The 21,834-nt window shown below is 69.0% G+C and carries 22 protein-coding genes and 1 tRNA gene; 10 read left to right on the top strand and 13 right to left on the bottom strand.

From position 1 onward, the window contains the following. The first annotated feature begins 81 nt into the window (after positions 1-81). From AC067N_RS32250 to AC067N_RS32235, 4 genes are all read left to right on the top strand, one after another. Positions 82-336 (top strand): type II toxin-antitoxin system Phd/YefM family antitoxin, encoded by a 255-nt coding sequence (locus AC067N_RS32250; RefSeq protein WP_478682441.1) that lies wholly within the window; start codon positions 82-84, stop codon positions 334-336. Further along, a complete protein-coding gene (locus AC067N_RS32245) occupies positions 333-512 on the top strand; it encodes a hypothetical protein (RefSeq protein WP_478682440.1) in 180 nt (59 codons plus the stop codon). Before AC067N_RS32250 ends, AC067N_RS32245 begins: the two co-directional genes overlap by 4 nt. 47 nt (positions 513-559) lie before the next feature. Next, positions 560-1,348 carry an alpha/beta hydrolase gene (locus AC067N_RS32240; RefSeq protein WP_478682439.1) on the top strand — a complete coding sequence of 263 codons (789 nt, stop codon included), beginning with the start codon at positions 560-562 and terminating at the stop codon, positions 1,346-1,348. Between the two features lie 92 nt (positions 1,349-1,440). Further along, positions 1,441-1,914 (top strand): hypothetical protein, encoded by a 474-nt coding sequence (locus tag AC067N_RS32235; RefSeq protein ID WP_478682438.1) that lies wholly within the window; start codon positions 1,441-1,443, stop codon positions 1,912-1,914. Positions 1,915-2,406: 492 nt separating this feature from the next. On the opposite strand, the gene AC067N_RS32230 is transcribed toward AC067N_RS32235, so the two are convergent. Together AC067N_RS32230 and AC067N_RS32225 are read right to left on the bottom strand one after the other, a co-directional pair. Then, positions 2,407-2,919, bottom strand: a complete 513-nt coding sequence (locus AC067N_RS32230) for a hypothetical protein (protein WP_478682437.1) — start codon at positions 2,917-2,919, stop codon at positions 2,407-2,409. Positions 2,920-2,957: 38 nt separating this feature from the next. Further along, on the bottom strand, positions 2,958-3,413 hold the full coding sequence (locus AC067N_RS32225; RefSeq protein ID WP_478682453.1) for a GNAT family N-acetyltransferase: 456 nt from the start codon (positions 3,411-3,413) through the stop codon (positions 2,958-2,960). A 250-nt stretch (positions 3,414-3,663) separates the two neighbouring features. Between AC067N_RS32225 and AC067N_RS32220 the strand changes: the two genes are divergently transcribed. Next, the gene (locus AC067N_RS32220; protein WP_478682436.1) at positions 3,664-4,512 is read left to right on the top strand and encodes a response regulator transcription factor; all 849 of its coding nucleotides are present in this window, start codon (positions 3,664-3,666) and stop codon (positions 4,510-4,512) included. Here the strand turns inward: AC067N_RS32220 and tamR are convergent. After that, complete coding sequence (gene tamR / locus AC067N_RS32215; protein WP_055712124.1) at positions 4,471-4,968, bottom strand: MarR family transcriptional regulator TamR; 498 nt, start codon at positions 4,966-4,968, stop codon at positions 4,471-4,473. The two genes, AC067N_RS32220 and tamR, sit on opposite strands and share 42 nt — an antisense overlap. A 182-nt stretch (positions 4,969-5,150) precedes the next feature. Between tamR and AC067N_RS32210 the strand changes: the two genes are divergently transcribed. From AC067N_RS32210 to AC067N_RS32200, 3 genes are all read left to right on the top strand, one after another. Then, positions 5,151-5,978: a trans-aconitate 2-methyltransferase gene (locus AC067N_RS32210; RefSeq protein WP_478682435.1), complete on the top strand. Its 828-nt coding sequence runs from the start codon at positions 5,151-5,153 to the stop codon at positions 5,976-5,978. 184 nt (positions 5,979-6,162) lie between these two features. Then, positions 6,163-7,569 (top strand): MFS transporter, encoded by a 1,407-nt coding sequence (locus AC067N_RS32205; RefSeq protein WP_478682434.1) that lies wholly within the window; start codon positions 6,163-6,165, stop codon positions 7,567-7,569. Between the two features lie 100 nt (positions 7,570-7,669). Further along, entirely contained in the window at positions 7,670-8,548 is an 879-nt protein-coding gene (locus AC067N_RS32200; protein WP_478682433.1) for a PaaX family transcriptional regulator, read from the top strand. Between the two features lie 207 nt (positions 8,549-8,755). Here the strand turns inward: AC067N_RS32200 and AC067N_RS32195 are convergent, their stop codons facing one another. Both AC067N_RS32195 and AC067N_RS32190 read right to left on the bottom strand, forming a co-directional pair. Next, positions 8,756-9,433 (bottom strand): TetR family transcriptional regulator, encoded by a 678-nt coding sequence (locus tag AC067N_RS32195; RefSeq protein WP_478682432.1) that lies wholly within the window; start codon positions 9,431-9,433, stop codon positions 8,756-8,758. Then, the gene (locus AC067N_RS32190; protein ID WP_478682431.1) at positions 9,430-10,458 is read right to left on the bottom strand and encodes an acyl-CoA desaturase; all 1,029 of its coding nucleotides are present in this window, start codon (positions 10,456-10,458) and stop codon (positions 9,430-9,432) included. The genes AC067N_RS32195 and AC067N_RS32190 overlap by 4 nt, the downstream gene beginning before the upstream one ends. 428 nt (positions 10,459-10,886) lie before the next feature. On the opposite strand from AC067N_RS32190, the gene ppc reads away from it, so the two are divergent. After that, on the top strand, positions 10,887-13,619 hold the full coding sequence (gene ppc, locus AC067N_RS32185) for a phosphoenolpyruvate carboxylase (protein WP_478682430.1): 2,733 nt from the start codon (positions 10,887-10,889) through the stop codon (positions 13,617-13,619). Between the two features lie 271 nt (positions 13,620-13,890). On the opposite strand, the gene AC067N_RS32180 is transcribed toward ppc, so the two are convergent. From AC067N_RS32180 to AC067N_RS32150, 7 genes are all read right to left on the bottom strand, one after another. Beyond that, positions 13,891-14,415 (bottom strand): hypothetical protein, encoded by a 525-nt coding sequence (locus AC067N_RS32180; protein ID WP_478682429.1) that lies wholly within the window; start codon positions 14,413-14,415, stop codon positions 13,891-13,893. A gap of 103 nt (positions 14,416-14,518) precedes the next feature. Then, positions 14,519-15,121 (bottom strand): aminoacyl-tRNA hydrolase, encoded by a 603-nt coding sequence (gene pth / locus AC067N_RS32175; protein WP_478682428.1) that lies wholly within the window; start codon positions 15,119-15,121, stop codon positions 14,519-14,521. 73 nt (positions 15,122-15,194) lie between these two features. Continuing rightward, entirely contained in the window at positions 15,195-15,788 is a 594-nt protein-coding gene (locus tag AC067N_RS32170) for a 50S ribosomal protein L25/general stress protein Ctc (RefSeq protein ID WP_478682427.1), read from the bottom strand. Positions 15,789-15,982: 194 nt separating this feature from the next. Then, positions 15,983-16,957, bottom strand: coding sequence for a ribose-phosphate diphosphokinase (locus tag AC067N_RS32165; RefSeq protein WP_478682426.1), 975 nt, complete (start codon positions 16,955-16,957; stop codon positions 15,983-15,985). 106 nt (positions 16,958-17,063) lie between these two features. Beyond that, a complete protein-coding gene (gene glmU, locus AC067N_RS32160; protein WP_478682425.1) occupies positions 17,064-18,512 on the bottom strand; it encodes a bifunctional UDP-N-acetylglucosamine diphosphorylase/glucosamine-1-phosphate N-acetyltransferase GlmU in 1,449 nt (482 codons plus the stop codon). A gap of 124 nt (positions 18,513-18,636) precedes the next feature. Beyond that, positions 18,637-18,708, bottom strand: a tRNA-Gln gene (locus AC067N_RS32155). A gap of 15 nt (positions 18,709-18,723) precedes the next feature. After that, positions 18,724-19,584, bottom strand: coding sequence for a hypothetical protein (locus AC067N_RS32150; RefSeq protein ID WP_478682424.1), 861 nt, complete (start codon positions 19,582-19,584; stop codon positions 18,724-18,726). A gap of 167 nt (positions 19,585-19,751) precedes the next feature. Between AC067N_RS32150 and AC067N_RS32145 the strand changes: the two genes are divergently transcribed. After that, positions 19,752-21,104, top strand: a complete 1,353-nt coding sequence (locus AC067N_RS32145; RefSeq protein ID WP_478682423.1) for a sensor histidine kinase — start codon at positions 19,752-19,754, stop codon at positions 21,102-21,104. 124 nt (positions 21,105-21,228) lie between these two features. On the opposite strand, the gene AC067N_RS32140 is transcribed toward AC067N_RS32145, so the two are convergent. Continuing rightward, positions 21,229-21,723, bottom strand: coding sequence for an SUKH-3 domain-containing protein (locus AC067N_RS32140; RefSeq protein WP_478682422.1), 495 nt, complete (start codon positions 21,721-21,723; stop codon positions 21,229-21,231). Positions 21,724-21,834 lie beyond the last annotated feature (111 nt).

The raw sequence follows: 21,834 nt of genomic DNA, 5'->3' as shown, positions 1-21,834 counted from the left end.
GGCTTCGGTTGGGGGAGGTGCAGGCGGTACCTCAAGGTCCGATTGATGCCACAAGGTTAATCTTGTGGCATCAATGGCTATATGGCTGAGATCACGATCAGCGCAGCCCGCTCACAACTCGGCGACCTCGTCCGCCGGGCCGCCCACGGGCGGGAGACCATCGCGCTCACCGACCACGGCCACGTGGCGGCGCTGCTCGTCTCGCCGCAGGTGATAGAGGATCTTGAAGACGCGCTGGCCGTCGCCGACTATCAGCGACGTAAGGCCGAGGGGACGCTCGAACCCGGCATTCCCATGGCAGAGGTGCGTGCGCGGCTGGGGCTTGAACAGAAGTGACCTATGAGATCACCTTCGAGCCGCACGCCCTCAACGCGGCGGCTCGATTCCTTGAGGACGACCCCCACGGCCTCGCTCTGGTCCTCGACATCATCGACAAGTTGGCCCACGATCCGCGTCCCGCAGAATCGCCTTTCCGGAAATCATCGGAAACCTGGATGGTGTTCCATCTGTAGTACGTGACGATGCCAACCGGGAGAACATCCGTCTTCTCATCGCGCAATTGGAAGGACGGTCCGATGAAGCGTCCAAGGAAAAGCTCGACGGATTGAAAGGTATTCAGAGCAAGCTCAACTCGGGAAGTCAGCCATTCGACACTGCCAAGGGTGCTCAACAAATTGACCCTTCCTCGTCTGCGATCGTATCGCTTGGGTACGATGCCCCGCAAGCGCTAGATGTGGCGACTGCGGGCGATGCCGAGTGGGGCGCCCCTGCATACAACAGTTTCCTGGGTGGAATTTCGGCCACCAATGACCACGCAGACCCCCACGTCACGGCGATTGGACATTCCTATGGCTCCCGACTCGTGGGGGCTGCCACGCAGGAACCGGGCGGTATTCCAGGGGCAGATGACATCATTCTCGTTGGCAGCCCTGGCGTCGGCGTCGACAAGGCAGAAGATCTAGGTGTGGGCAAGGAGCATGTCTGGGTGGGAGCCGCTGAGAACGACATCGTCACTAAGCTCCCTTCTTGGGAGGAAGTTGCAGCGTTCCGGGGAGGCGGGCTGCTAGGCGGGTATCTGTTGGGCGGAGTTGTTGATCGGGGCGGTGACGACATCTGGTTTGGAAAGGATCCGGCAAGCGAAGCGTTCGGCGCCAATAGATTCCAGACCCTGCCCGGCCCTGAATTGGCGCAGCCTGCAGTCCCCGACGTGCTGAACTCGGAGATCACCCTAGAGGCCCACAGTAACTACTTCACGCCTGAGGAAGGGAAGGATCGGATTTCCGCAGGGAACATTGCTGCCATTGTCGCAGGTCAGCCGGGATACGTAACGAGGGAAGCGCCGCGATGATGAAGAGGGTGGCCGTAATTGTGGCCCTGGTGCTTCTTACCGGGTGTGGCCTGACTGGTACTACGCCGTCGAGCACAGGAAGTAAAGCAAAGATGAACATGCAAGAGGCCGCCGATCGAGCGGACGTCATTCTTGACGAGACGTTCGCCGCCATAAAGCCTCCCGTTCAGTGGACGCACACCTACTCGATGCCGGGCGACTGCTATGTGGACCGTGACCGTGCCGTCATGACGATCATTTCTACCAAACGGCGCGGCAGCTTCTTGGGAGTGCTGGAACGCTACTGGAAGAGCAAGGGATACAAGTTCATCACGGCCAGCGAGAATGGGTTGTCGGCCCATTTTGAAACTCAGGATGACTTTCAGATTCAAGTCCTGATCGGAATCAATGGTCAGGCTCATCTCAGCGTCACTACTCCGTGCGTGGAGAAATCCGAGGTTGCCGCGCCGACCAGCAAGCCAAACGGACCGGATTACTCACAACAGGAGCTGCCACCTCCAAATGTCCGTTCGGACTTCTGGTCGTCCGGCGATTCCATTCCTTCTCCCTCCTCGACTGGGACGTGAAATGTCAGCTCAGGTAGTGAGAGGTCGACGGAGATAATCAGCCTGCAGAGGCTGGATGAGTGCGAAGAGGGAGGGTGGCGTGTATTTGTAGTACGTGCGATCGGCTTTTCAGTCAGTCTTGCCCTGCTGGGGAGCCTCTTGTGTGAAATTTCTTCGCGGGTCACTCCCCAGGTGGGTCCTTTGATCACGCTACCCGTCGCATCGTCAGCCCGGGCAGGCTTGCAGTCGGTGGCCCTGGCGACCGTGAGTGGAAGGGATCCGATCAAGGCGGGCTGGTGGGTGCAGTCGCGTCCCCGGGTCGTACGCCAAAACCTGACGTGACTTCGCGAGACGCCGTGGATGAGAAGCTCTTGTTGAAGTAATGCTCGCCGGAGATCGCCGCAAATGCGGTGTCCTTCGGCCTGACCACTACAGTTGGCTCCATGCCCTGTGAGATGTACGAGAGCGCGGCCTCGTGCCGGAGTTCGCCGAGGCGTGGCGTCGGCGGCTGACTCACAATTTACTGAAGAGCACTCCGCGCCACGTCCAGCCCGACTCAAGGACCGCGCTGCGTAGAGGGTTCCGCAGTTCTGCCCCGTCGAAGCGGAAGGTCTCCGTCGCTTCAAGGCGGCCGCTTTCTCCCCGCTCGATCGTCCAGTGGCGGGAGACGGTTCGATCCTGCCCGCGCGAGTACTCCGACGAGATGGCGAGCCTGGGGGGATCACCGACGCGGGTCACCTCCCACTGCTCTTCGACGGCACGCACCTCGTGGTCGTCCGCATTCAGGCGCATCCGGATTCTGAGCGCCCGAGTCAGCTGGGCTTCGATGAACAACGTCTGCCAGGCAGGCTCTTCCATCCGCCACTCGGCCACCAGGTCGGCTTCGTCCGCGGAGCCGTCGCGGATGACGTAGGGAACGTCGGAACGGTTGAGACCGAGCAAGGCCGCACGGACTTCCTCGGGGGAGCAAGGCGCAACACGGTCGTCTGGTTGCCTGGTTCCGGTCAGCTTGTCGAAGAGTCCCATGAAGTCAGCCTATGAGGAGCGCGAAGGGCGAAGCCCCCTCACCCCAACCCCTTAGTCAACGTGTACTCCGTGACCCCCGGTGGATAGTCCGGGATCACGCACACCACCTCGTAGCCGTGCTTCTTGTAGAAGTCGGGGGCCTGGAAGTCCCAGGTCTCCAGGCGGGCCGCCCGGCAGCCCCGTTCGTCGTGGGCCGTGCGTTCCGCCTCCGACAGGAGTCGGGAGCCCAGGCCGGCCCCGCGGGCGCGTTCGTCGACCCACAGGTACGTGACGTGGAGCCAGGTCGCCCAGGTGTGGCCGACGATGCCGCCCGTGAGGGCGCCCGTCTCGTCGAGGGCCCAGACGTGCAGAGGCGTCTCCCGTTCCGCAGGGGTGCCCCGCAGCTCGCGCAGCACCGGTGAGGCCGCCGTGTTGGTGGCCCGCAGCCGGGAACGCAGCAATTGGGCCCGTTCTTTGTCGACTTCTGCCTCGATTCGAAACATGCGGCACACCATAAACGCGTTGGCCAACCAGTTCTGCAAATTACCTTCCGCTCCTGCCTCCCGGCCCTACTCTGATGAACAGCACCGGTGGGGGCCGGTGCTGATCAGGGGGCGAGACAAGTCGGGTACGACGCTCGGAGTGGGGGTAGCGGTTCAGCACGGCGGCGGCCGTGTGGCTGCGGCGCCCCGTCCCAGGTGTAAACCGGGGAACCTTCCGGGCGCCGTACCCGCGCCGGTCGTCCCCCGACCAGTGGGGGTTTCAGTGGTTCGCATCCGAGTCCTGGTCGTCGACGACCACCGTATCTTCGCCGAGTCGCTCGCCGCGGCCCTCGCCGCCGAGCCCGACGTCGACGTGTCCGCGGCCGGCAGCGGCCCCGCCGCGCTGCGCTGTCTGGATCGCGCGGCGGCGGAGGGGCGGAAGTTCGACGTGCTGCTCGTCGACGCCGATCTGGGCGGGCATGGTCAGCCGCCTGCCATGCGTCCCGGCCACAACTCCGGCGCGACAGGTGTCGCCCCCGGGGCCGGCCCCGGGCGGGGGCCCGTCGCAGCGGTCTCCGGTCCGGTGCCCGTACAGGACGGCGGCGAGGACGGCCTCGTCGACGGCATATCGCTCGTCGCCGGGGTGCGGTCGGGACAGCCGACCGTGCGGACCGTCGTACTCGCCGAGAAGGACGACCCGCGCCGGGCCGCGCTCGCCCTCCAGGCGGGAGCCTCCGGATGGGTCGCCAAGGACTGCTCGCTCTCGCGGCTGCTCACCGTCATCCGCGGAGTGCTGCGCGACGAGACGCATCTGCCGCCCGCGCTCCTCACCGGCGTGCTGCGCGAACTGACCGCCGCCCGCAAGCACCGCACGGAGAGTGAGCGTCTCGTCGAGTCCCTCACGCCGCGTGAGCGGGAAGTGCTCCGGTGCATGGTGGCGGGCCTGGGGCGCAAGGCCGTCGCCGAGCGCCTGTTCCTGTCGCCCCACACCGTCCGCACCCATATGCAGAACGTCCTGGGGAAGCTGGGCGTCCACAGCACCCTCGCCGCCGTCGCGCTCGCCCGCCGCGCCGGCGTCGGGCCCGTCGACCTAGCCGGGGATGTTGTCGAACGGGGCGGTCAACTGGCGTAGCAGGCCAGCCAGTTCACCTCGCTGGGCCCGTGACAGCTCGGCCAGGATCGCTCGTTCCTGGTCGAGGAGTCCGGCGAGCGCCTGGTCCGCCCGGTCCCGGCCCTCGTCCGTCAGCCGGACGAGCACGCCCCGGCGGTCGCTGGGGTCGGGCAGCCGCTCGACCAGGCCCTTCTTCGCCAGGCGGTCGATGCGGTTCGTCATCGTGCCCGAGGTCACGAGCGTCTGAGTGAGGAGCTGGCCCGGGGAGAGCTGATACGGCGTACCCGCGCGCCGCAGCGCCGTCAGTACGTCGAACTCCCACGGCTCCAGCTGGTGCTCGGCGAACGCAAGTCTGCGCGCACGGTCCAGATGCCGGGCCAGTCTGCTCACCCGGCTGAGTACTTCAAGCGGCTCCACGTCGAGGTCGGGGCGCTCCCGGCGCCACGCTGCGACCAGCCGATCGACCTCGTCCTCCATGGCGATCAGTGTAGTGGTTGTGTCGATGTGAAGTCTCTTGGCATCGAGAGAATCGGGATCAAGATTCTTGACATCGAGATAATTACTCGCGACAGTGAGTGTCGACCGGGCGGACGGCCGTGAACGACGACGGCGAACGGCGCCCGGCAGCGTGCAGGAGTCACAAGGAGGTAGTCCGCCCCATGCCCCCCACCACCCCCACCTGGGACCCCCAGCAGTACCTGCGCCACGCCGGTCATCGTGCCCGCGCCTTCGTCGACCTGCTCGCCCACGTGTCCGAGCCGCCCGGCGGCGACCGCCCCCGTATCGCCGACCTCGGCTGCGGCCCCGGCAACGCCACCCGGCTGCTCGCCGATCGCTGGCCCGGCGCGCACATCACCGGGTACGACAACTCGCCCGAGATGCTCGACAAGGCGCACGTCGACCACGAGGGGCCCACCCCGGGCGGCGGCCGCATCGACTTCGCCACCGCCGACCTCCGCACCTGGGTGCCTTCGGAGCCGTACGACCTGATCGCCGGCAACGCGACCTTCCAGTGGGTGCCCGGTCACCTCGACCGGTTCCCGGTCTGGGTGGACGCCCTCGCGCCGGGCGGCACCTTCGCCTTCCAGGTGCCCGGCAACTTCGACTCGCCCAGTCATCGCCTCATGCGGGAGCTCGCCCGGTCCGACCGGTGGCGGGACCGGCTCGGTGACACCCTCCGGCACGACGACGCGGTCCACACGCCCGCCGCGTATCTGGCCGCGCTCGCCGATCTCGGCTGCGAGGTCGACGCCTGGGAGACGACGTACGTCCATCTCCTCCAGGGCGAGGACCCGGTGCTCGACTGGGTCAGGGGGACGGGGCTGCGGCCGATCCTCACGGAACTCGGTGACGCGGCCGGTCCGTTCGTCGCCGAGTACCGCACCGCCCTCCGCGAGGCCTACCCGGCCACCCCCCACGGCACGGTCTTCCCCTTCCGCCGCATCTTCGTCGTCGCGCGGAAGCCGGGGGCGGGGGGTGAGGAGTAGCCCCTGGGGTGACGGACCGCCCGGGGTGCTGGGACAGGGGGCGTCCACGTCCGTGCCGCCCCGCGGTCCGCCCGATCGACCGTCCCGGCGAGTGGATGTTGTGCAGAATATTGACGGCCGGTAGATCCACGCCTACTTTCGCGGTGTTCCTCCCTCGTTCCCCCCTTGCTCCAGGGAGACCCGCATGCCCCCGTCCCCCCTCCCCAACCGCCCCGGCCCCGCCGAGCAGGCCGCGCAGACGCAGCCGCCGGAGCGGGCCGAACAGATCGAACAGGCCGAGCGGGCAAGGCAGTTGCGCCGTGTCGCGCTGTCCGGCCTGCTCGGTACCGCCGTCGAGTTCTACGACTTCCTCGTGTACGGCACGGTCGCCGCGCTGGTCTTCGGCGAACTGTTCTTCCCGGGCGCCGACCCCGCCGTCGGCACCATCGCGGCGTTCGGCACCTTCGCTGCCGGATACGTCGCCCGGCCGCTCGGCGGCATCGTGTTCGGGCACTTCGGCGACCGGCTCGGCCGTAAGTCGATGCTGCTGCTGACCATGGGCCTCATGGGCGGCGCCAGCTTCCTCATCGGACTGCTGCCCACCTACGAGACCATCGGCGTCTGGGCCCCCGTCCTCCTCATCACCCTGCGGGTCATGCAGGGCATCGCCATCGGCGGTGAGTGGGGCGGCGCCACCCTCATGGTCGTCGAGCACGCCGGCGAGAGGCGGCGCGGCCTGTGGTCGAGCTTCACCCAGATGGGAGCACCGCTCGGCTCCCTGATGTCCTCGCTCGTCGTCACCCTCGTCGTCGCCATGCCCCGTGACCAGTTCGCGGCGTGGGGTTGGCGCGTACCGTTCCTGCTCAGCGTCGTCCTGCTGGCCGTCGGCCTGTTCGTCCGGCTGAAGGTCGTCGAGAGCCCGCTCTTCGCGGCGGTCAAGAAGGACCGGGCCGCGTCGCGGATGCCGCTCCTCGACGTACTGCGCCGGCCCCGCGCCCTGGTACTGGCCGCCTGCGTCGGCATCGGCGCGTTCACCGCGCAGTCCCTGCTCACCAGCTACCTCATCGCCTACGCCACCGGCATCGGCTACGCCCGGCCGCAGGTCCTCACCGCCCTCACCGTCTCCGCGTCCGTCGCGCTGGTGGTCCTGCCCGCCGCGTCCGCGCTCTCCGACCGGGTCGGCCGCCGCCCGGTCGTCCTCGCCGGGGCCGTCGCCTCCGCCGCGCTCGCCTTCCCCGTGCTCGCGCTGGTCGACTCCGGGTCGCCGGGGCTGCTGATCCTCGCGGTCGTCCTGGGCCACGGCATCGCCCAGTCCACGATGTACGGGCCGCTGGGCGCGCTCCTCACCGAGATGTTCGGCACCAAGGTCCGCTACACGGGCGCGTCGCTGGGGTACCAGCTCGCCACCCTCATCGGCGCGGGGTTCTCGCCGATGGTCGCCGGGAGTCTGGTGGCGGCCAACGGGGGGTCCAGTACGCCGATCTCGCTGCTGGTGTGCGGGGGCGCGGCCGTCACCGCGGTGACCGTGTGGTTCGTGCGGGAGACGCACCGGGACTCGCTCGGCGACGGCGCGGTTCGGGAGAGCGCGGTGAAGGAAGAGGTGGCGCCCTAGAACACCTGGGGGAGGGAGGCCCGTGGGAGGCAGGGGTACCGGGCAGGGGCCTTGCCCCGGCCTCCCGGCCCACCCCCACCACCGCCGTACCCTTACCGCTGTGGAGGACGAGATCCTGGACGTCGCTGTCGCCGACGCGCCGCAGCCGCGGCCGCAGTCGCTGGTGCTGGCCTTCTTCGGCAACCACGTGCTGGACCGGGGCGAGGGCGACCTCGGGGTGTACTCGGGGAGCATCATCGACGTCCTCGGACGCGTCGGCACCGGCGAGCAGGCGGTGCGGTCGACGCTGACGCGGATGGTGAACCGGGGGCTGCTGCGCCGGCAGCGCGAGGGGCGGAAGATGTTCTTCGGCCTCACCCCGCACGCGAACGGCATCCTGCGGGACGGCGGACAGCGCATCTGGCGCGACGGCGCCGTCAACGAGGACTGGGACGGCACCTGGACCCTCCTCGGCTTCTCCCTCCCCGAGTCCTGGCAACGGCAACGCCACGACCTGCGCTCCCGGCTCACCTGGTCCGGGTTCGGGGCGCTCTACAGCGGCCTGTGGATCGCGCCGGGGCGCGTCGACGTCCGGGAGATCGTCTCGGAACTGGGGCTCGACGCCCATGTGAAGGTGTTCCACGCGCGGGCCGACGAGTTCACCGACGTCGGGCTGATGATCCGCGAGAGCTGGGACCTGGAGGCCCTCGCCGCCCGGTACGTCGCCTTCGATAAACGCTGGACCACCGCGGACCTCGCCGCCGCCGACCCCGTCGCCACCCGGCTGCGGCTGGTCGCCGAGTGGCTGCGCATCATCCGCACCGACCCCCGGCTGCCCGTGCAGCACCTGCCGGGGGAGTGGCCCGCACGGCAGGCCCAGGAGACGTTCCGGCGGATCGCGGAACAGACGGAAGGGCCCGCCGGGCGGATGGCGGCGGAGGTCCTGGAGACGACCCCGCTGCGCGGCAGCTCGACGAGTACGCCGGGCGCCTCCGCCTGAGGAAGCCGAAGAGGGGGGCGCCCAAGGGGATGGGGCTGTGGTCGCGTGCGGGTGCGGGTTCGTCGTGGCCTGGCGCGCAGCTCCCCGCGCCCCTGAGGTACGCACCGTTCCCGCGCCCCTGAGGTACACACCGTTCCCGCGCCCCTGAGTACGCGCGGTTCCCCGCGCCCCTGAGGGACCGCACGGTTCCCGTACCCAGCAGGCGCATCAGCTCTTCCGGTGGCCGATCAGGCGCGGCTTCTGCTCCAGGCCGTCCAGCCCGTGCCACGACAGGTTCACCAGATGCGCGGCCACCTCCGCCTTCTTCGGGCGGCGCACGTCCAGCCACCACTGGCCGGTCAGGGCGACCATGCCGACCAGGGCCTGGGCGTACAGCGGGGCGAGCTTGGGATCGAAGCCGCGGCTCTTGAACTCCCGGCCCAGGATGTCCTCCACCTGCGTGGCGATGTCAGAGATCAGCGAGGCGAAGGAACCCGTCGACTGCGGGATCGGGGAGTCGCGGACCAGGATGCGGAAACCGTCCGTGTACTCCTCGATGTAGTCCAGGAGTGCGAAGGCCGCCTGCTCCAGCAGCTCACGCGGATGCCCGGCCGTCAGCGAACTGGTCACCATGTCCAGCAGCCGCCGCATCTCACGGTCCACGACCACCGCGTACAGGCCCTCCTTGCCGCCGAAGTGCTCGTACACCACCGGCTTGGAGACCCCCGCCTTCGCGGCGATCTCCTCCACCGACGTGCCCTCGAACCCCTTCGCGGCGAAGAGGGTACGGCCGATTTCCAGCAGTTGCTGACGGCGTTCGGCCCCCGTCATCCGGGTGCGGCGCGCACGCCGCGGCTTGTCATTGCTCGGGGTGCTGCTGGAGTCGGTCGCCACGGCGTCAATCATGCCGCCTCGGCGGGCGCCTTCCGGTGCCCGGAGCCGTCCTCCCCCGCGTTACGCCTGGAATCGATACGCGAGCGTGACGGCCAGCGCACGTCGTAGGCCCAACCCAGCTGTTCGAACCACCGGATCAGCCGGGCGGAGGAGTCCAGCTGGCCGCGTTCGACACCGTGCCGCGCGGACGTCGGGTCGGCGTGGTGCAGGTTGTGCCAGGACTCACCGCACGACAGGACCGCAAGCCACCACACGTTGCCCGAGCGGTCGCGGGACTTGAAGGGGCGCTTGCCGACGGCGTGGCAGATCGAGTTGATCGACCACGTCACATGGTGCAGCAGCGCCACCCGGACGAGCGAGCCCCAGAAGAACGCCGTGAACGCGCCCCACCACGACATCGTCACCAGTCCCCCGATCAGCGCGGGCAGCGCGAGGGAGACCACCGTCCAGAGGACGAACTGACGGGAGATCGTCCGCAGCGTCCTGTCCTTGATCAGATCCGGGGCGTACTTGTCCTGCGGGGTCTGCTCCTCGTCGAACATCCAGCCGATGTGGGCCCACCACAGGCCCTTCACCAGCGCCGGAACCGTCTCCCCGTAGCGCCACGGCGAGTGCGGGTCGCCCTCGGCGTCGGAGAACCTGTGGTGCTTGCGGTGGTCGGCCACCCAGCGCACCAGCGGGCCCTCCACGGCCATCGACCCGGCGACCGCCAGAGCGATCTTCAGCGGGCGTTTGGCCTTGAACGAACCGTGCGTGAAATGCCGGTGGAAGCCGATCGTGATGCCGTGGCAGCCCAGGTAGTAGAAGAACACCAGCAGGCCGAGATCCAGCCAGCTCACGCCCCAGCCCCAGGCCAGCGGCACCGCCGCGAGCAGCGCCATGAACGGAACGGTGATGAAGAGGAGCAGCGTGATCTGCTCGATCGACCGCTTCTGCTCGCCGCCCAGCGTCGCCGAGACGGCGGTGGAGCCGGGCGCGGAGCCCGGGGAGTCGTTCGACTTCGGGGCGTCATCGATCACATCGGAACTTGTGGCCATGGGGGCGTCCCCTAGGGGGTCGAGGGTGGAGATGGGGGGAGTGCCTGTTCGGCGACAGGGTGCGTGGGCCGCCTTACGGCTTTCCCTACGGTTCCGTAACCTACGGCATCGTAAGTATGTCAGCGCGTCACCCGGCGGCAAGGGTCATCCGCCTCGCGTCCCGGGGACCGAGTGGACATCTGTCGCCCCACCACCCAAATCAGAGGCCTTCCGGCCCCCGAATCTGGCACTCAGTGCCGCCGACCGGACACCTGGGGGCCTGCGCGTGACACCGGCCACCTATCCTGGTGTCGGTCGGACAGCGCGGTCCGCTCTGAATCCTGCCCGGAAGCCAAGCCCACCAAGCGGCGCCTGCACCTCCTCGAGTCGCTGGGCCGCCCTCCGGGTTCCCTCCCAGACGAGCTTCAACACTGCAAGGAGCCGCACCTGTGAGCAGTGCCGACGACCAGACCACGACGGTCAGCAGTGAGCTGCGCGCCGACATCCGGCGCCTGGGCGATCTGCTCGGCGAAGCCCTCGTACGCCAAGAGGGCCCCGAACTCCTGGAGCTGGTCGAGCGCGTCCGCCGCCTGACCCGCGAAGACGGCGAAGCCGCCGCCGAACTGCTGCGCGGCACGGAACTGGAGACCGCCGCCAAGCTCGTACGGGCCTTCTCCACCTACTTCCACCTCGCCAACGTCACCGAACAGGTCCACCGGGGCCGCGAACTGCGGGCACGCCGTGCCGCCGAGGGCGGCCTCCTCGCCCGAACGGCCGACCGCCTCAAGGACGCCGACCCCGACCACCTGCGCGAAACGGTCCGGAACCTCAACGTCCGCCCCGTCTTCACCGCACACCCCACCGAAGCCGCACGCCGGTCGGTACTCAACAAGCTCCGGCGCATCGCCGCGCTCCTGGAGACCCCGGTCATCGAATCGGACCGCCGCCGCTACGACACCCGACTGGCCGAGAACATCGACCTCGTCTGGCAGACCGACGAGCTGCGCGTCGTCCGCCCCGAACCGGCCGACGAGGCCCGCAACGCCATCTACTACCTGGACGAGCTGCACGCGAACGCCGTCGGCGACGTCCTGGAGGACCTCACCGCGGAACTGGAACGCGTCGGCGTCCAGCTCCCCGACCACACCCGCCCCCTCACCTTCGGCACCTGGATCGGCGGCGACCGCGACGGCAACCCCAACGTCACCCCCCAGGTGACCTGGGACGTCCTCATCCTCCAGCACGAACACGGCATCAACGACGCCCTCGACCTGATCGACGAGCTCCGCGGCTTCCTCTCCAACTCCATCCGCTACACCGGCGCCACCGAGGAACTGCTCTCCTCCCTCCAGGCCGACCTCGAAGCCCTCCCCGAGATCAGCCCCCGCTACAAGCGCCTCAACGCGGAGGAGCCCTACCGGCTCAAGGCCACCTGCATCCGGCAGAAGCTGGAGAACACCAAGCAGCGCCTCGCCAAGGGCACCCCGCACGAGCCCGGCCGCGACTATCTCGGCACCGGACAGCTCCTCAAGGACCTCACCCTCATCCAGACCTCGCTGCGCGAGCACCGCGGCGGCCTCTTCGCCGACGGCCGCATGAACCGCACCATCCGCACCCTGGCCGCCTTCGGCCTCCAGCTCGCCACCATGGACGTCCGCGAGCACGCCGACGCCCACCACCACGCCCTCGGCCAGCTCTTCGACCGCCTCGGCGAGGAGTCCTGGCGCTACGAGGACATGCCCCGCGAGTACCGGCACAAGCTCCTCGCCAAGGAGCTCCGCTCCCGCCGTCCCCTCGCCCCCACCCCGGCGCCCCTCGACGCCGCCGGCGCCAAGACCCTCGGCGTCTTCGAGACCGTCAAGAAGGCCCTGGAGGTCTTCGGCCCCGAGGTCATCGAGTCGTACATCATCTCCATGTGCCAGGGCGCCGACGACGTCTTCGCCGCCACCGTCCTCGCCCGCGAGGCCGGCCTTCTCGACCTCCACGCAGGCTGGGCCAAGATCGGCATCGTCCCCCTCCTGGAGACCACCGACGAACTCAAGGCCGCCGACACCATCCTGGAGGACATGCTCGCCGACCCCTCCTACCGGCGGCTCGTCGCCCTGCGCGGCGACGTCCAGGAGGTCATGCTCGGCTACTCCGACTCCTCCAAGTTCGGCGGCATCACCACCAGCCAGTGGGAGATCCACCGCGCCCAGCGCCGCCTGCGCGACGTGGCCCACCGCTACGGCGTCCGCCTGCGCCTCTTCCACGGCCGCGGCGGCACCGTCGGCCGCGGCGGCGGCCCCTCCCACGACGCGATCCTCGCCCAGCCCTGGGGCACCCTCGAAGGCGAGATCAAGGTCACCGAACAGGGCGAGGTCATCTCCGACAAGTACCTCGTGCCGTCCCTGGCCAGGGAGAACCTGGAACTCACGGTCGCCGCGACCCTCCAGGCGTCCGCCCTGCACACCGCGCCCCGCCAGTCCGTCGAGGCACTCGCCCGCTGGGACGCCGCCATGGACGTCGTCTCCGACGCCGCCCACGCCGCCTACCGCGCCCTCGTCGAGGACCCCGACCTGCCGACGTACTTCCTCGCGTCGACTCCGGTGGACCAGCTCGCCGACCTGCACCTGGGCTCCCGGCCCTCCCGCCGCCCCGGCTCCGGCGTCTCACTCGACGGCCTGCGCGCCATCCCCTGGGTCTTCGGCTGGACCCAGTCCCGCCAGATCGTCCCCGGCTGGTTCGGCGTCGGCTCCGGCCTCAAGGCCCTGCGCGAAGCCGGCCTCGACACCGTGCTGGAAGAGATGCACGAGCAGTGGCACTTCTTCCGCAACTTCCTCTCCAACGTCGAGATGACGCTGGCCAAGACCGACCTGCGGATCGCCCAGCACTACGTCGACACCCTCGTCCCCGACGAGCTCAAGCACATCTTCGACACCATCAAGGCCGAACACGAGCTCACCGTCCGCGAGGTCCTGCGCATCACCGGGGAGGACAAGCTGCTCGACGCCAACCCCGTCCTGCAGCAGACCTTCTCCATCCGCGACGCCTACCTGGACCCCATCTCCTACCTCCAGGTCGCCCTCCTCAAGCGCCAGCGCGACGCGGCCGCCGCCGGCGAAACCCCCGACCCGCTGCTCGCCCGAGCCCTCCTCCTCACCGTCAACGGCGTGGCGGCGGGCCTGCGCAACACCGGCTGACCCCGACACCGGCCGACCCATACACACAGCGGTGGCCCCCCCGGCGGTAGACCCCGGGGGCCCCCCCCGGGGTTCGCAGGAGGCCGGCCCCCCCACGCCCCCCCCGCCCCCGGGCTCCGCGCGCCCGCGCCCACCTCCACCCCGCCACGGGGGGGGGGGGGGGCCTGCCCACCACCGGCTCCCCCCGACACCGCCCGCCCCAAACACCCCGCGGTGCCCCCGCGGTCGTAAGACCGCGGGGGCACCGCTGTGTGTTCTCAGGAGGACGGCCTCACAAGGCCACCCAGGCCGCCGTGATCAGCGCGAACCCCGCCCCGCCCAGCACCCACGCCGAGCGGCGCATCCGCAAGCCGCCCGCCACGACCACCGATGACAGCAGCAGCGCGCCACCGAGCGGCACCCACGCGTGCAGCAGACCCGCCGGACCCGTCCGCACCACATCACGGCTGCCCGGCTTCACGACGACCGAGTACGTCTCACCCGTCTCCACCGCCACCGACTGCTCGATACTCACCCGCTGCCGAGCCGTCGACCCCGCCGACACCGGCTCGTAGGGCCCCCAGCAGACCGTCCCGTCACACCGGGACACCGTCATCGTCCCCTGCTCGCGCCCCTTGCTCAGCATCACGTGCTGGGCGCAGTCCCAGGAACCCCACACCCCGGCGACCAGAATCACCAGCGCGACGACACCCATCGCGGCGAGCCGCCCGTACCGCAACGCGCTCGACGCACCGCTCTTGCGCGGCAGCGCACGGGCGTGCCGCGAACGGGAAGCGGAGGCATGGCTGGCGGGCATGGCGGGGATCATTGGCCATGGCACCGCGGTCGGTCAACTCCCCCAGGCCAAACCGGACGACGGCGGAATCGCGACTTGTCCCGATCCCTCCGTGAATAAGCCCTCAGGAGTTGTACGTCCCCTGTGCCCGCTCCAGGCCGTCGATCACCAGGCACTCCACCGCGTCCGCCGCCCGGTCCACGAAGTAGCCCAACTCCTTGCGCTCCGCCGACGCGAAGTCCTTCAGCACGAAGTCCGCGACCGGCATCCGCCCCGGCGGCCGCCCGATCCCGAACCGCACCCGGTGGTAGTCCGACCCCATCGCCTTCGTCATCGACTTCAGCCCGTTGTGACCGTTGTCACCACCACCCAGCTTCAGGCGCAGCGCCCCGTAGTCGATGTCCAGCTCGTCATGGACGGCCACGATGTTCCCCACCGGCACCTTGTAGAAGTCCCGCAGCGCGTTCACCGGACCACCGGAGAGATTCATGAACGACATCGGCTTCACCAGGACCACCCGACGGTTCATCGGCCCCGGCGGCCCGATCCGCCCCTCCACGACCTGCGCCTGAGCCTTCCCGGCCCGCTTGAACCTCCCCCCGATCCGCTCGGCCAGCAGATCCACCACCATGAACCCGACATTGTGCCGATTCATGGCGTACTCAGGCCCGGGATTCCCCAACCCGGCGATCAGCCAGGGGGCAGCGGGATCGGTCGTCACGTCCATGTCTCCATTCCTACGCGAACCAGCCGCCGCTCCCGCAAGGGAAACGGCGGCTGGACAACTGCCCTGCGGCAGATCAGGCCTCGGCGACCTCTTCGCCCTCGGCGCCCTCCTCCGACGGCTCCTCCGCCTGCGCGGCCAGAACCTGGAGGACCACCGCGTCCTCCTCGACCGCCAGGGAGACACCCTTCGGCAGCGTGATGTCCTTCGCCAGGACGGACGCACCCGCCGCAAGACCCTCGACCGAGACGCTGACCGACTCGGGGATGTGCGTGGCCTCCGCCTCGACCGGCAGCGCGTTCAGCACGTGCTCCAGCAGGTTGCCACCCGGAGCCAGCTCACCCTCGGTGTGCACGGGGATCTCGACGTTGACCTTCTCGCCCTTCTTCACGAGCAGCAGGTCGACGTGCTCCAGGAAACCCTTGATCGGGTCACGCTGCACGGACTTCGGGATCGCCAGCTCGCTGGTCTTCCCATCGATGTCCAGCGAGATCAGAACGTTCGGCGTACGCAGCGCCAGCAGCAGGTCGTGGCCCGGCAGCGTCAGGTGCAGCGGGTCCGAACCGTGACCGTACAGAACACCGGGAACCTTGGCGTCACGACGGATACGACGGGCGGCACCCTTGCCGAACTCGGTACGCGTCGACGCGGTGAGCTTCACCTCGGACATGATCACTCCTCGTAGAGATAGCAACGGACGTGGTCACCCGGCCACGAACGGCCTGCTACGAAGAGCGCGTCGATAACGGACCGCCGAACCCGCGCACAGAACGCGGACGGCCTCCCTCGCCGAGCAACTGCAGCAGTCTACTCGGAGGGGGAGGCCGCACCCAAAACGATCTCTGAGCGACCGTTACCGCGGTCCTACTGCTCGTCGAACAGGCTCGTCACCGAACCGTCCTCGAACACCTCACGCACCGCGTTCGCGATCGTCGGCGCGATCGACAGCACCGTGATCTTGTCCAGCTCCAACTCACTCGGCGTCGGCAGCGAGTTGGTGAACACGAACTCGCTCACCTTCGAGTTCTTCAGCCGATCGGCCGCCGGACCCGACAGCACACCGTGCGTCGCCGTCACAATCACGTCCTCCGCACCGTGCGCGAACAACGCGTCCGCGGCGGCACAGATCGTCCCACCCGTGTCGATCATGTCGTCCACGAGGACACAGATACGGCCCTCGACCTCACCCACGACCTCATGCACCGTGACCTGGTTCGCCACGTCCTTGTCACGCCGCTTGTGCACGATCGCCAGCGGCGCGCCCAGCCGGTCGCACCAACGGTCCGCCACCCGCACACGACCCGCGTCCGGAGAGACCACCGTCAGCTTGCTCCGGTCCACCTTCGCGCCCACGTAGTCCGCCAGCAGCGGCAGCGCGAACAGATGGTCCACCGGACCGTCGAAGAAGCCCTGGATCTGGTCCGTGTGCAGATCGACCGCCAGAATCCGGTCCGCACCCGCCGTCTTCATCAGATCCGCGATCAGACGCGCCGAGATCGGTTCACGGCCACGGTGCTTCTTGTCCTGCCGCGCGTAACCGTAGAACGGCACGATCACCGTGATGGAGCGGGCCGACGCACGCTTCAACGCGTCGATCATGATCAACTGCTCCATGATCCACTTATTGATCGGAGCCGTGTGGCTCTGGATCAGAAAGCAGTCCGCACCACGCGCCGACTCCTGATACCGCACATAGATCTCGCCGTTGGCGAAGTCGAAGGCCTTCGTCGGGACGACCCCGACACCCAACTGCTGGGCGACCTCCTCGGCAAGCTCGGGGTGGGCGCGGCCGGAGAAGAACATCATCTTCTTCTCGCCGGTCGTCTTGATCCCGGTCACAGCACTGTCTCCTCAGAGGTGTCACAGCTGGGCACGGATGACCGCTCAGCTGGGGTGCGGATGTGCACTTATCACGGTACGCCGTCCCCGACGCACCCGTTTCCGGTCAGCTTCCGCTTTCCGCCTCCCGGGAAGCCGCCTCGGCCGCCTTCGCCGACGCGCTCCCCGGACGCTTACGAGCCACCCAACCCTCGATATTCCGCTGCTGGCCACGGGCCACGGCCAGCGAACCGGGCGGCACATCCTTCGTGATCACGGACCCCGCGGCGGTGTACGCACCGTCCCCGACCGTGACAGGAGCCACAAACATGTTGTCCGAACCCGTCTTGCAGTGCGAGCCGACGGTCGTGTGATGCTTCTGCTCACCGTCGTAGTTCACAAAGACACTTGCCGCACCGATGTTCGAGTACTCGCCGATCGTCGCATCCCCCACGTACGACAGATGCGGAACCTTCGTCCCCTCACCGATCGACGCGTTCTTCGTCTCGACGTACGTACCGATCTTCGCCTTCAGCCCCAGACGCGTCCCCGGACGCAGGTACGCGTACGGCCCCACCGTCGCCTGCGGACCCACCTCGGCGCCGTCCGCCACCGTATTGTCCACCCGCGCGCCGGCCCCGACCACCGTGTCCCTCAGCCGCGAGTTCGGACCGACCTCCGCACCCTCACCGAGATGCGTCGCACCCAGCAGCTGCGTACCGGGGTGCACCAGCGCGTCCTGCTCGAAGGTCACCGTCACGTCCACCCACGTGGTCGCCGGATCCACGACCGTGACACCCGCGAGCATCGCCTCGGCCAGCAACCGGTCGTTGAGGATCCGGCGCGCCTCGGCCAGCTGCACCCGGTTGTTGATCCCGGCGATCTCCCGGTGGTCCACCGCGACCGAGGCACCCACCCGGTGCCCCGCCTCCCGCAGGATCCCCAGGACGTCCGTCAGGTACTCCTCGCCCTGGCTGTTGTCCGTCCGCACCTTCCCCAGCGCGTCCGCGAGCAGTTGGCCGTCGAACGCGAACACCCCCGAGTTGATCTCCCGGATCGCCCGCTGCGACTCCGTCGCGTCCTTGTGCTCCACGATCGCCGTCACGGCACCCGAGGCGCCGTCCCGCACGATCCGGCCGTAACCGGTGGCGTCCGGGACCTCGGCGGTCAGCACGGTCACCGCGTTGCCGTCGGCGGCGTGCGTCTCGGCGAGCCGGCGGAGCGTCGCGCCCGTCAGCAGCGGGGTGTCACCGCAGACGACCACGACCGTGCCGTCGACGCCGCCGCCCAGCTCCTCCAGGCCCATCCGTACGGCGTGCCCCGTGCCGTTCTGCTCCGCCTGGACCGCCGTCCGTACGTCCGGGTCGATCTCGGCCAGGTGCGCGGCGACCTTCTCGCGGGCGTGCCCCACGACCACGACCAGGTTCTCCGGGTCCAACTCGCGCGCGGCGGCGAGGACGTGGCCCACCAGGGAGCGGCCACAGATGCTGTGCAGAACCTTGGGTGTGGCCGACTTCATACGGGTGCCCTCACCCGCTGCGAGTACGACGACGGCTGCCGGGCGGGTTGCGCTCACGGGGATGCCCTTCGGCTGTGGATGACTGGGGTGTGGACATCCGCAGGATACCGGGGGGCTGTGAGGGTGAAATGTGAGCGGGTCCCGACCCGTCTTTCTGGGGTCAGGACCCGGAGTGGTGCAGCTCCGCCGGCTGGATTCGAACCAGCACTGCAAGGCTTCAAAGGCCTGCGGGCTACCGTTACCCCACGGCGGATCACTGCATAAGACCTTACCGGAGACGTGCTGGCGCCATGGCCACCATTCCCATCCACCAGCCCTCGATGCGTCGGTACAGGTCAGCCCCCTGGGCGACGCGGATCACCAGGCAACCCCGGTAGTCTTCGCCGACGTTCTTCCGGACCGTTTTCGGGTTGTGCTTCTTGATCGTCGTCCTCTGGAAGGTGGAGACGTCGACCCCGACCAGATCGGCCCAGAACTGTTCCGCGGCTTCCACATCCGCCGTCATGTGGATCATGACTCGGTAGCGCAGGCGCTCGCGTTCGATGCCCAGCAGGTCCAGCCAGGCCAGGTAGATCCGGATCACCCCTGGGTCGCTGTTGACGAACAGGACGTTTTCTCGGCGGTCGTAGGGCTTGTCCTTGGAGCCCTCGGCCCAGTAGAGGGCGACTCCAGCGATGAACAGATCCCGGTCCGTCATCATGCCCATTTCTCGGGCAGCTGTTTCCTTGGTTTGCCGACGCTCCTTGTCGCGAATCGCCAGCTCGTGCTCCCAGCGCTTGCGAGCCGCCAGCTTCGCTTGTTCTCTCGGTTCGCGTCGCTCCGGCTTCGGCAGGTCCCGTACCCACAGGGAGATCGAGCTCTTCGAGCAGCCCAGCTCCACCTGGATCTGGTCGTATGTCCAGCCCTGGGTGCGAAGCTCTCTGGCCTTGGCTCGCAGGTCGTCCTTGGCGCGTGGGCGCTTGGTCCACTCGGGAGGGGGCTCGCCCTCCAGGAGGCGGTTGAGGAGGTCGTTGTTGTCGACGTGCAGGCGGTCGCGGATCTGGCGGCGGCTGAGGCCCGACCGGCGCAGGGTCATCGCCTGGGCGCGCAGGCCCTCGAAGTCGGCGTACTTGTTCTGGGGATGTGCCATGGGCATACCGTCTGGGCGGAATGGTGGGTTCCGGTGTCGAACGTTGTGCGATTCAGCAGTTCGAGGGATACCGGGTGGTTTCGCTTCTGTTCGATTGGGCGGTGTGGTGTAGGCCAGTACGGGAAACTCGCCGGAAAAGCGGGGGCGCTCGAACGTAGGCTTGGGATATGACCGCGACGGGGGAAGGCCGCACCGGGGCCAGGATGGAGGGCCGCCCGGTCGGCCCGTGGTGGTGGGAGCGATGGCGTGGCGCCGTGTTCGACGGTGCGCTGGCGTTCGTGTCGGCCGTCGAGTGTTCGGTGGAGGGCGTGGAGTTCGCCCGGGACGCCGGGCTGCCGGCGTCCGTGGGGGTGGGGTTCGGGGCGCTCGCCGGCTCCGTGTTGCTGGTGCGGCGGATGTGGCCCGTTGCCGTCGTGCTGGTGTTCATCGCTGTCGCGCCCGCTCAGATGGGGTATCTGATGGGGCTCGTCGGGCTGTACACCCTGGCCGCGTCGGAGGCGCCGAGACGGATCATCGGGGCGCTGTCCGGGATGGCGTTCACGGGGGTGTTCATCGTCTGGTTCGTGCAGGCCACGCAGATCACCCGCGAGGACGGCGGTGTGGGCGAGGACGCCGTGATCGGCGGCGGGGAGTGGTTCGCGCTGTTCCTGGCGCTGACGGTGGCGATAGGGCTGACGGCGCCGCCGGTGCTGCTGGGGTTGTACGTGGGGGCCCGGCGGCGGTTGATGGAGAGCCTGAGGGAGCGGGCGGACTCGCTGGAGCGGGAGCTGCAGCTGCTCGCGGAGCGGGCGGAGGAGCGGGCGGAGTGGGCCCGGGGTGAGGAGCGGACCCGGATCGCGCGGGAGATGCATGACGTGGTGGCGCACCGGGTGTCGCTGATGGTGGTGCACGCGGCGGCGTTGCAGGCGGTGGCGCGGAAGGACCCCGAGAAGGCGGTGAGGAACGCGGCGCTGGTGGGGGACATGGGGCGGCAGGCGCTGACCGAGTTGCGGGAGATGCTCGGGGTGTTGCGGTCGGGGGAGGGGTTCTCGACGGTGCGTTCCGCCGAGCCGGCGTCGGTGCCGTTGGCCGCGGTGGGGGTGGCCGCGGCCGCGGCGGCGTCGCGGGCTGAGGACGAGGCGGGGGAGGGGCCCTGTCTGGCGGAGCTGGAGGAGTTGGTGGGGCAGTCCGCGGCCGCGGGGATGGTCGTGGAGTTGTCGGTGGAGGGGGAGGTGCGGGTGTATGCGGCCGAGGTGGAGCAGACGGCGTACCGGGTGGTGCAGGAGGCGTTGACGAACGTCCACAAGCATGCGGCGGGGGCGAAGACGCATGTGCGTCTGGCGCACCGTTCGGCGGAGATCGCGATGCAGGTGGAGAACGGGCCGCCGCCGGAGCCGGGGGAGGCGGGGGCGGCGCGGTTGCCCAGTGGGGGGAACGGGTTGCTCGGGATGAAGGAGCGGGTGGCCGGGCTGGGGGGTGTGTTCGTGTCGGGGCCGACGGAGGCCGGGGGGTTCCGGGTGTCGGCGGTCATTCCGGCGTAGGGCTCCGCGGGGGGCGCCCGTCGCTGCGGCGGCACGGGTGATGGTGGTGGGGGGCGGGGTTCGCGTCTGGGTGCGGGCACGGCTGCGAGCGGTCGGGTACCGGTGTGCTGACGGCCCGGTTTCCTCAGTGTGCCGTCAGGCGGGTCGGGGCGGCGCCCGTGAGGAGGGTGGTGAGGGCTGCGTCGATGTGGGGGCCCAGGTACCAGTCGCCGGTGTGGTCGAGGGCGTAGGCGCGGCCGTCGGTGTCGATGGCGAGGAGTGCGCGGGTGGCGGTCTCGTGGCCGAGGGGGCAGACCTCGGTGTCGAGGGCGCGGCCGAGGTCGTCGAGGGTGCGTGCCAGGTGGAGGCCGTGGAGGGGGTCGAGGTGGAGGTCGACGGGGGCGAGTTGCCGGCCGGGGCCCTGTGCGGTGAGGCGGAGGCCGCCGAATTCGGCCCAGGCTTCGACCGCGGCCGGGAAGACGGTGTGGCGGTGTCCTGCGGGCGAGGTGTACTCGCGCAGGGTGTCGGCCCAGTATTCGGCCTGCTTTATGTCCCAGCGTCCGGGCTGCCAGCCGGCGGCGCGCAGGGCGGCGTCGACGGGTACGGAGAAGCGCGTGGTGGAGGTGCGGTCGGTGTGCATCTGCCCTTTGTTCGTCGGGGGGTTCGTCGGTGTTCGGCTGGTGGGGTCGGTGGTCGGTGGTCGGTGGGGTGCGTCGGTGTGAGGGGCGTTCGGTGTGTCCGGGGCGGGTCT

Source organism: Streptomyces sp. NPDC042364, from assembly GCF_056437585.1.
Note: the sequence above shows the minus strand (reverse complement) of the source record. Positions and strands in the feature narration are given on the sequence as shown.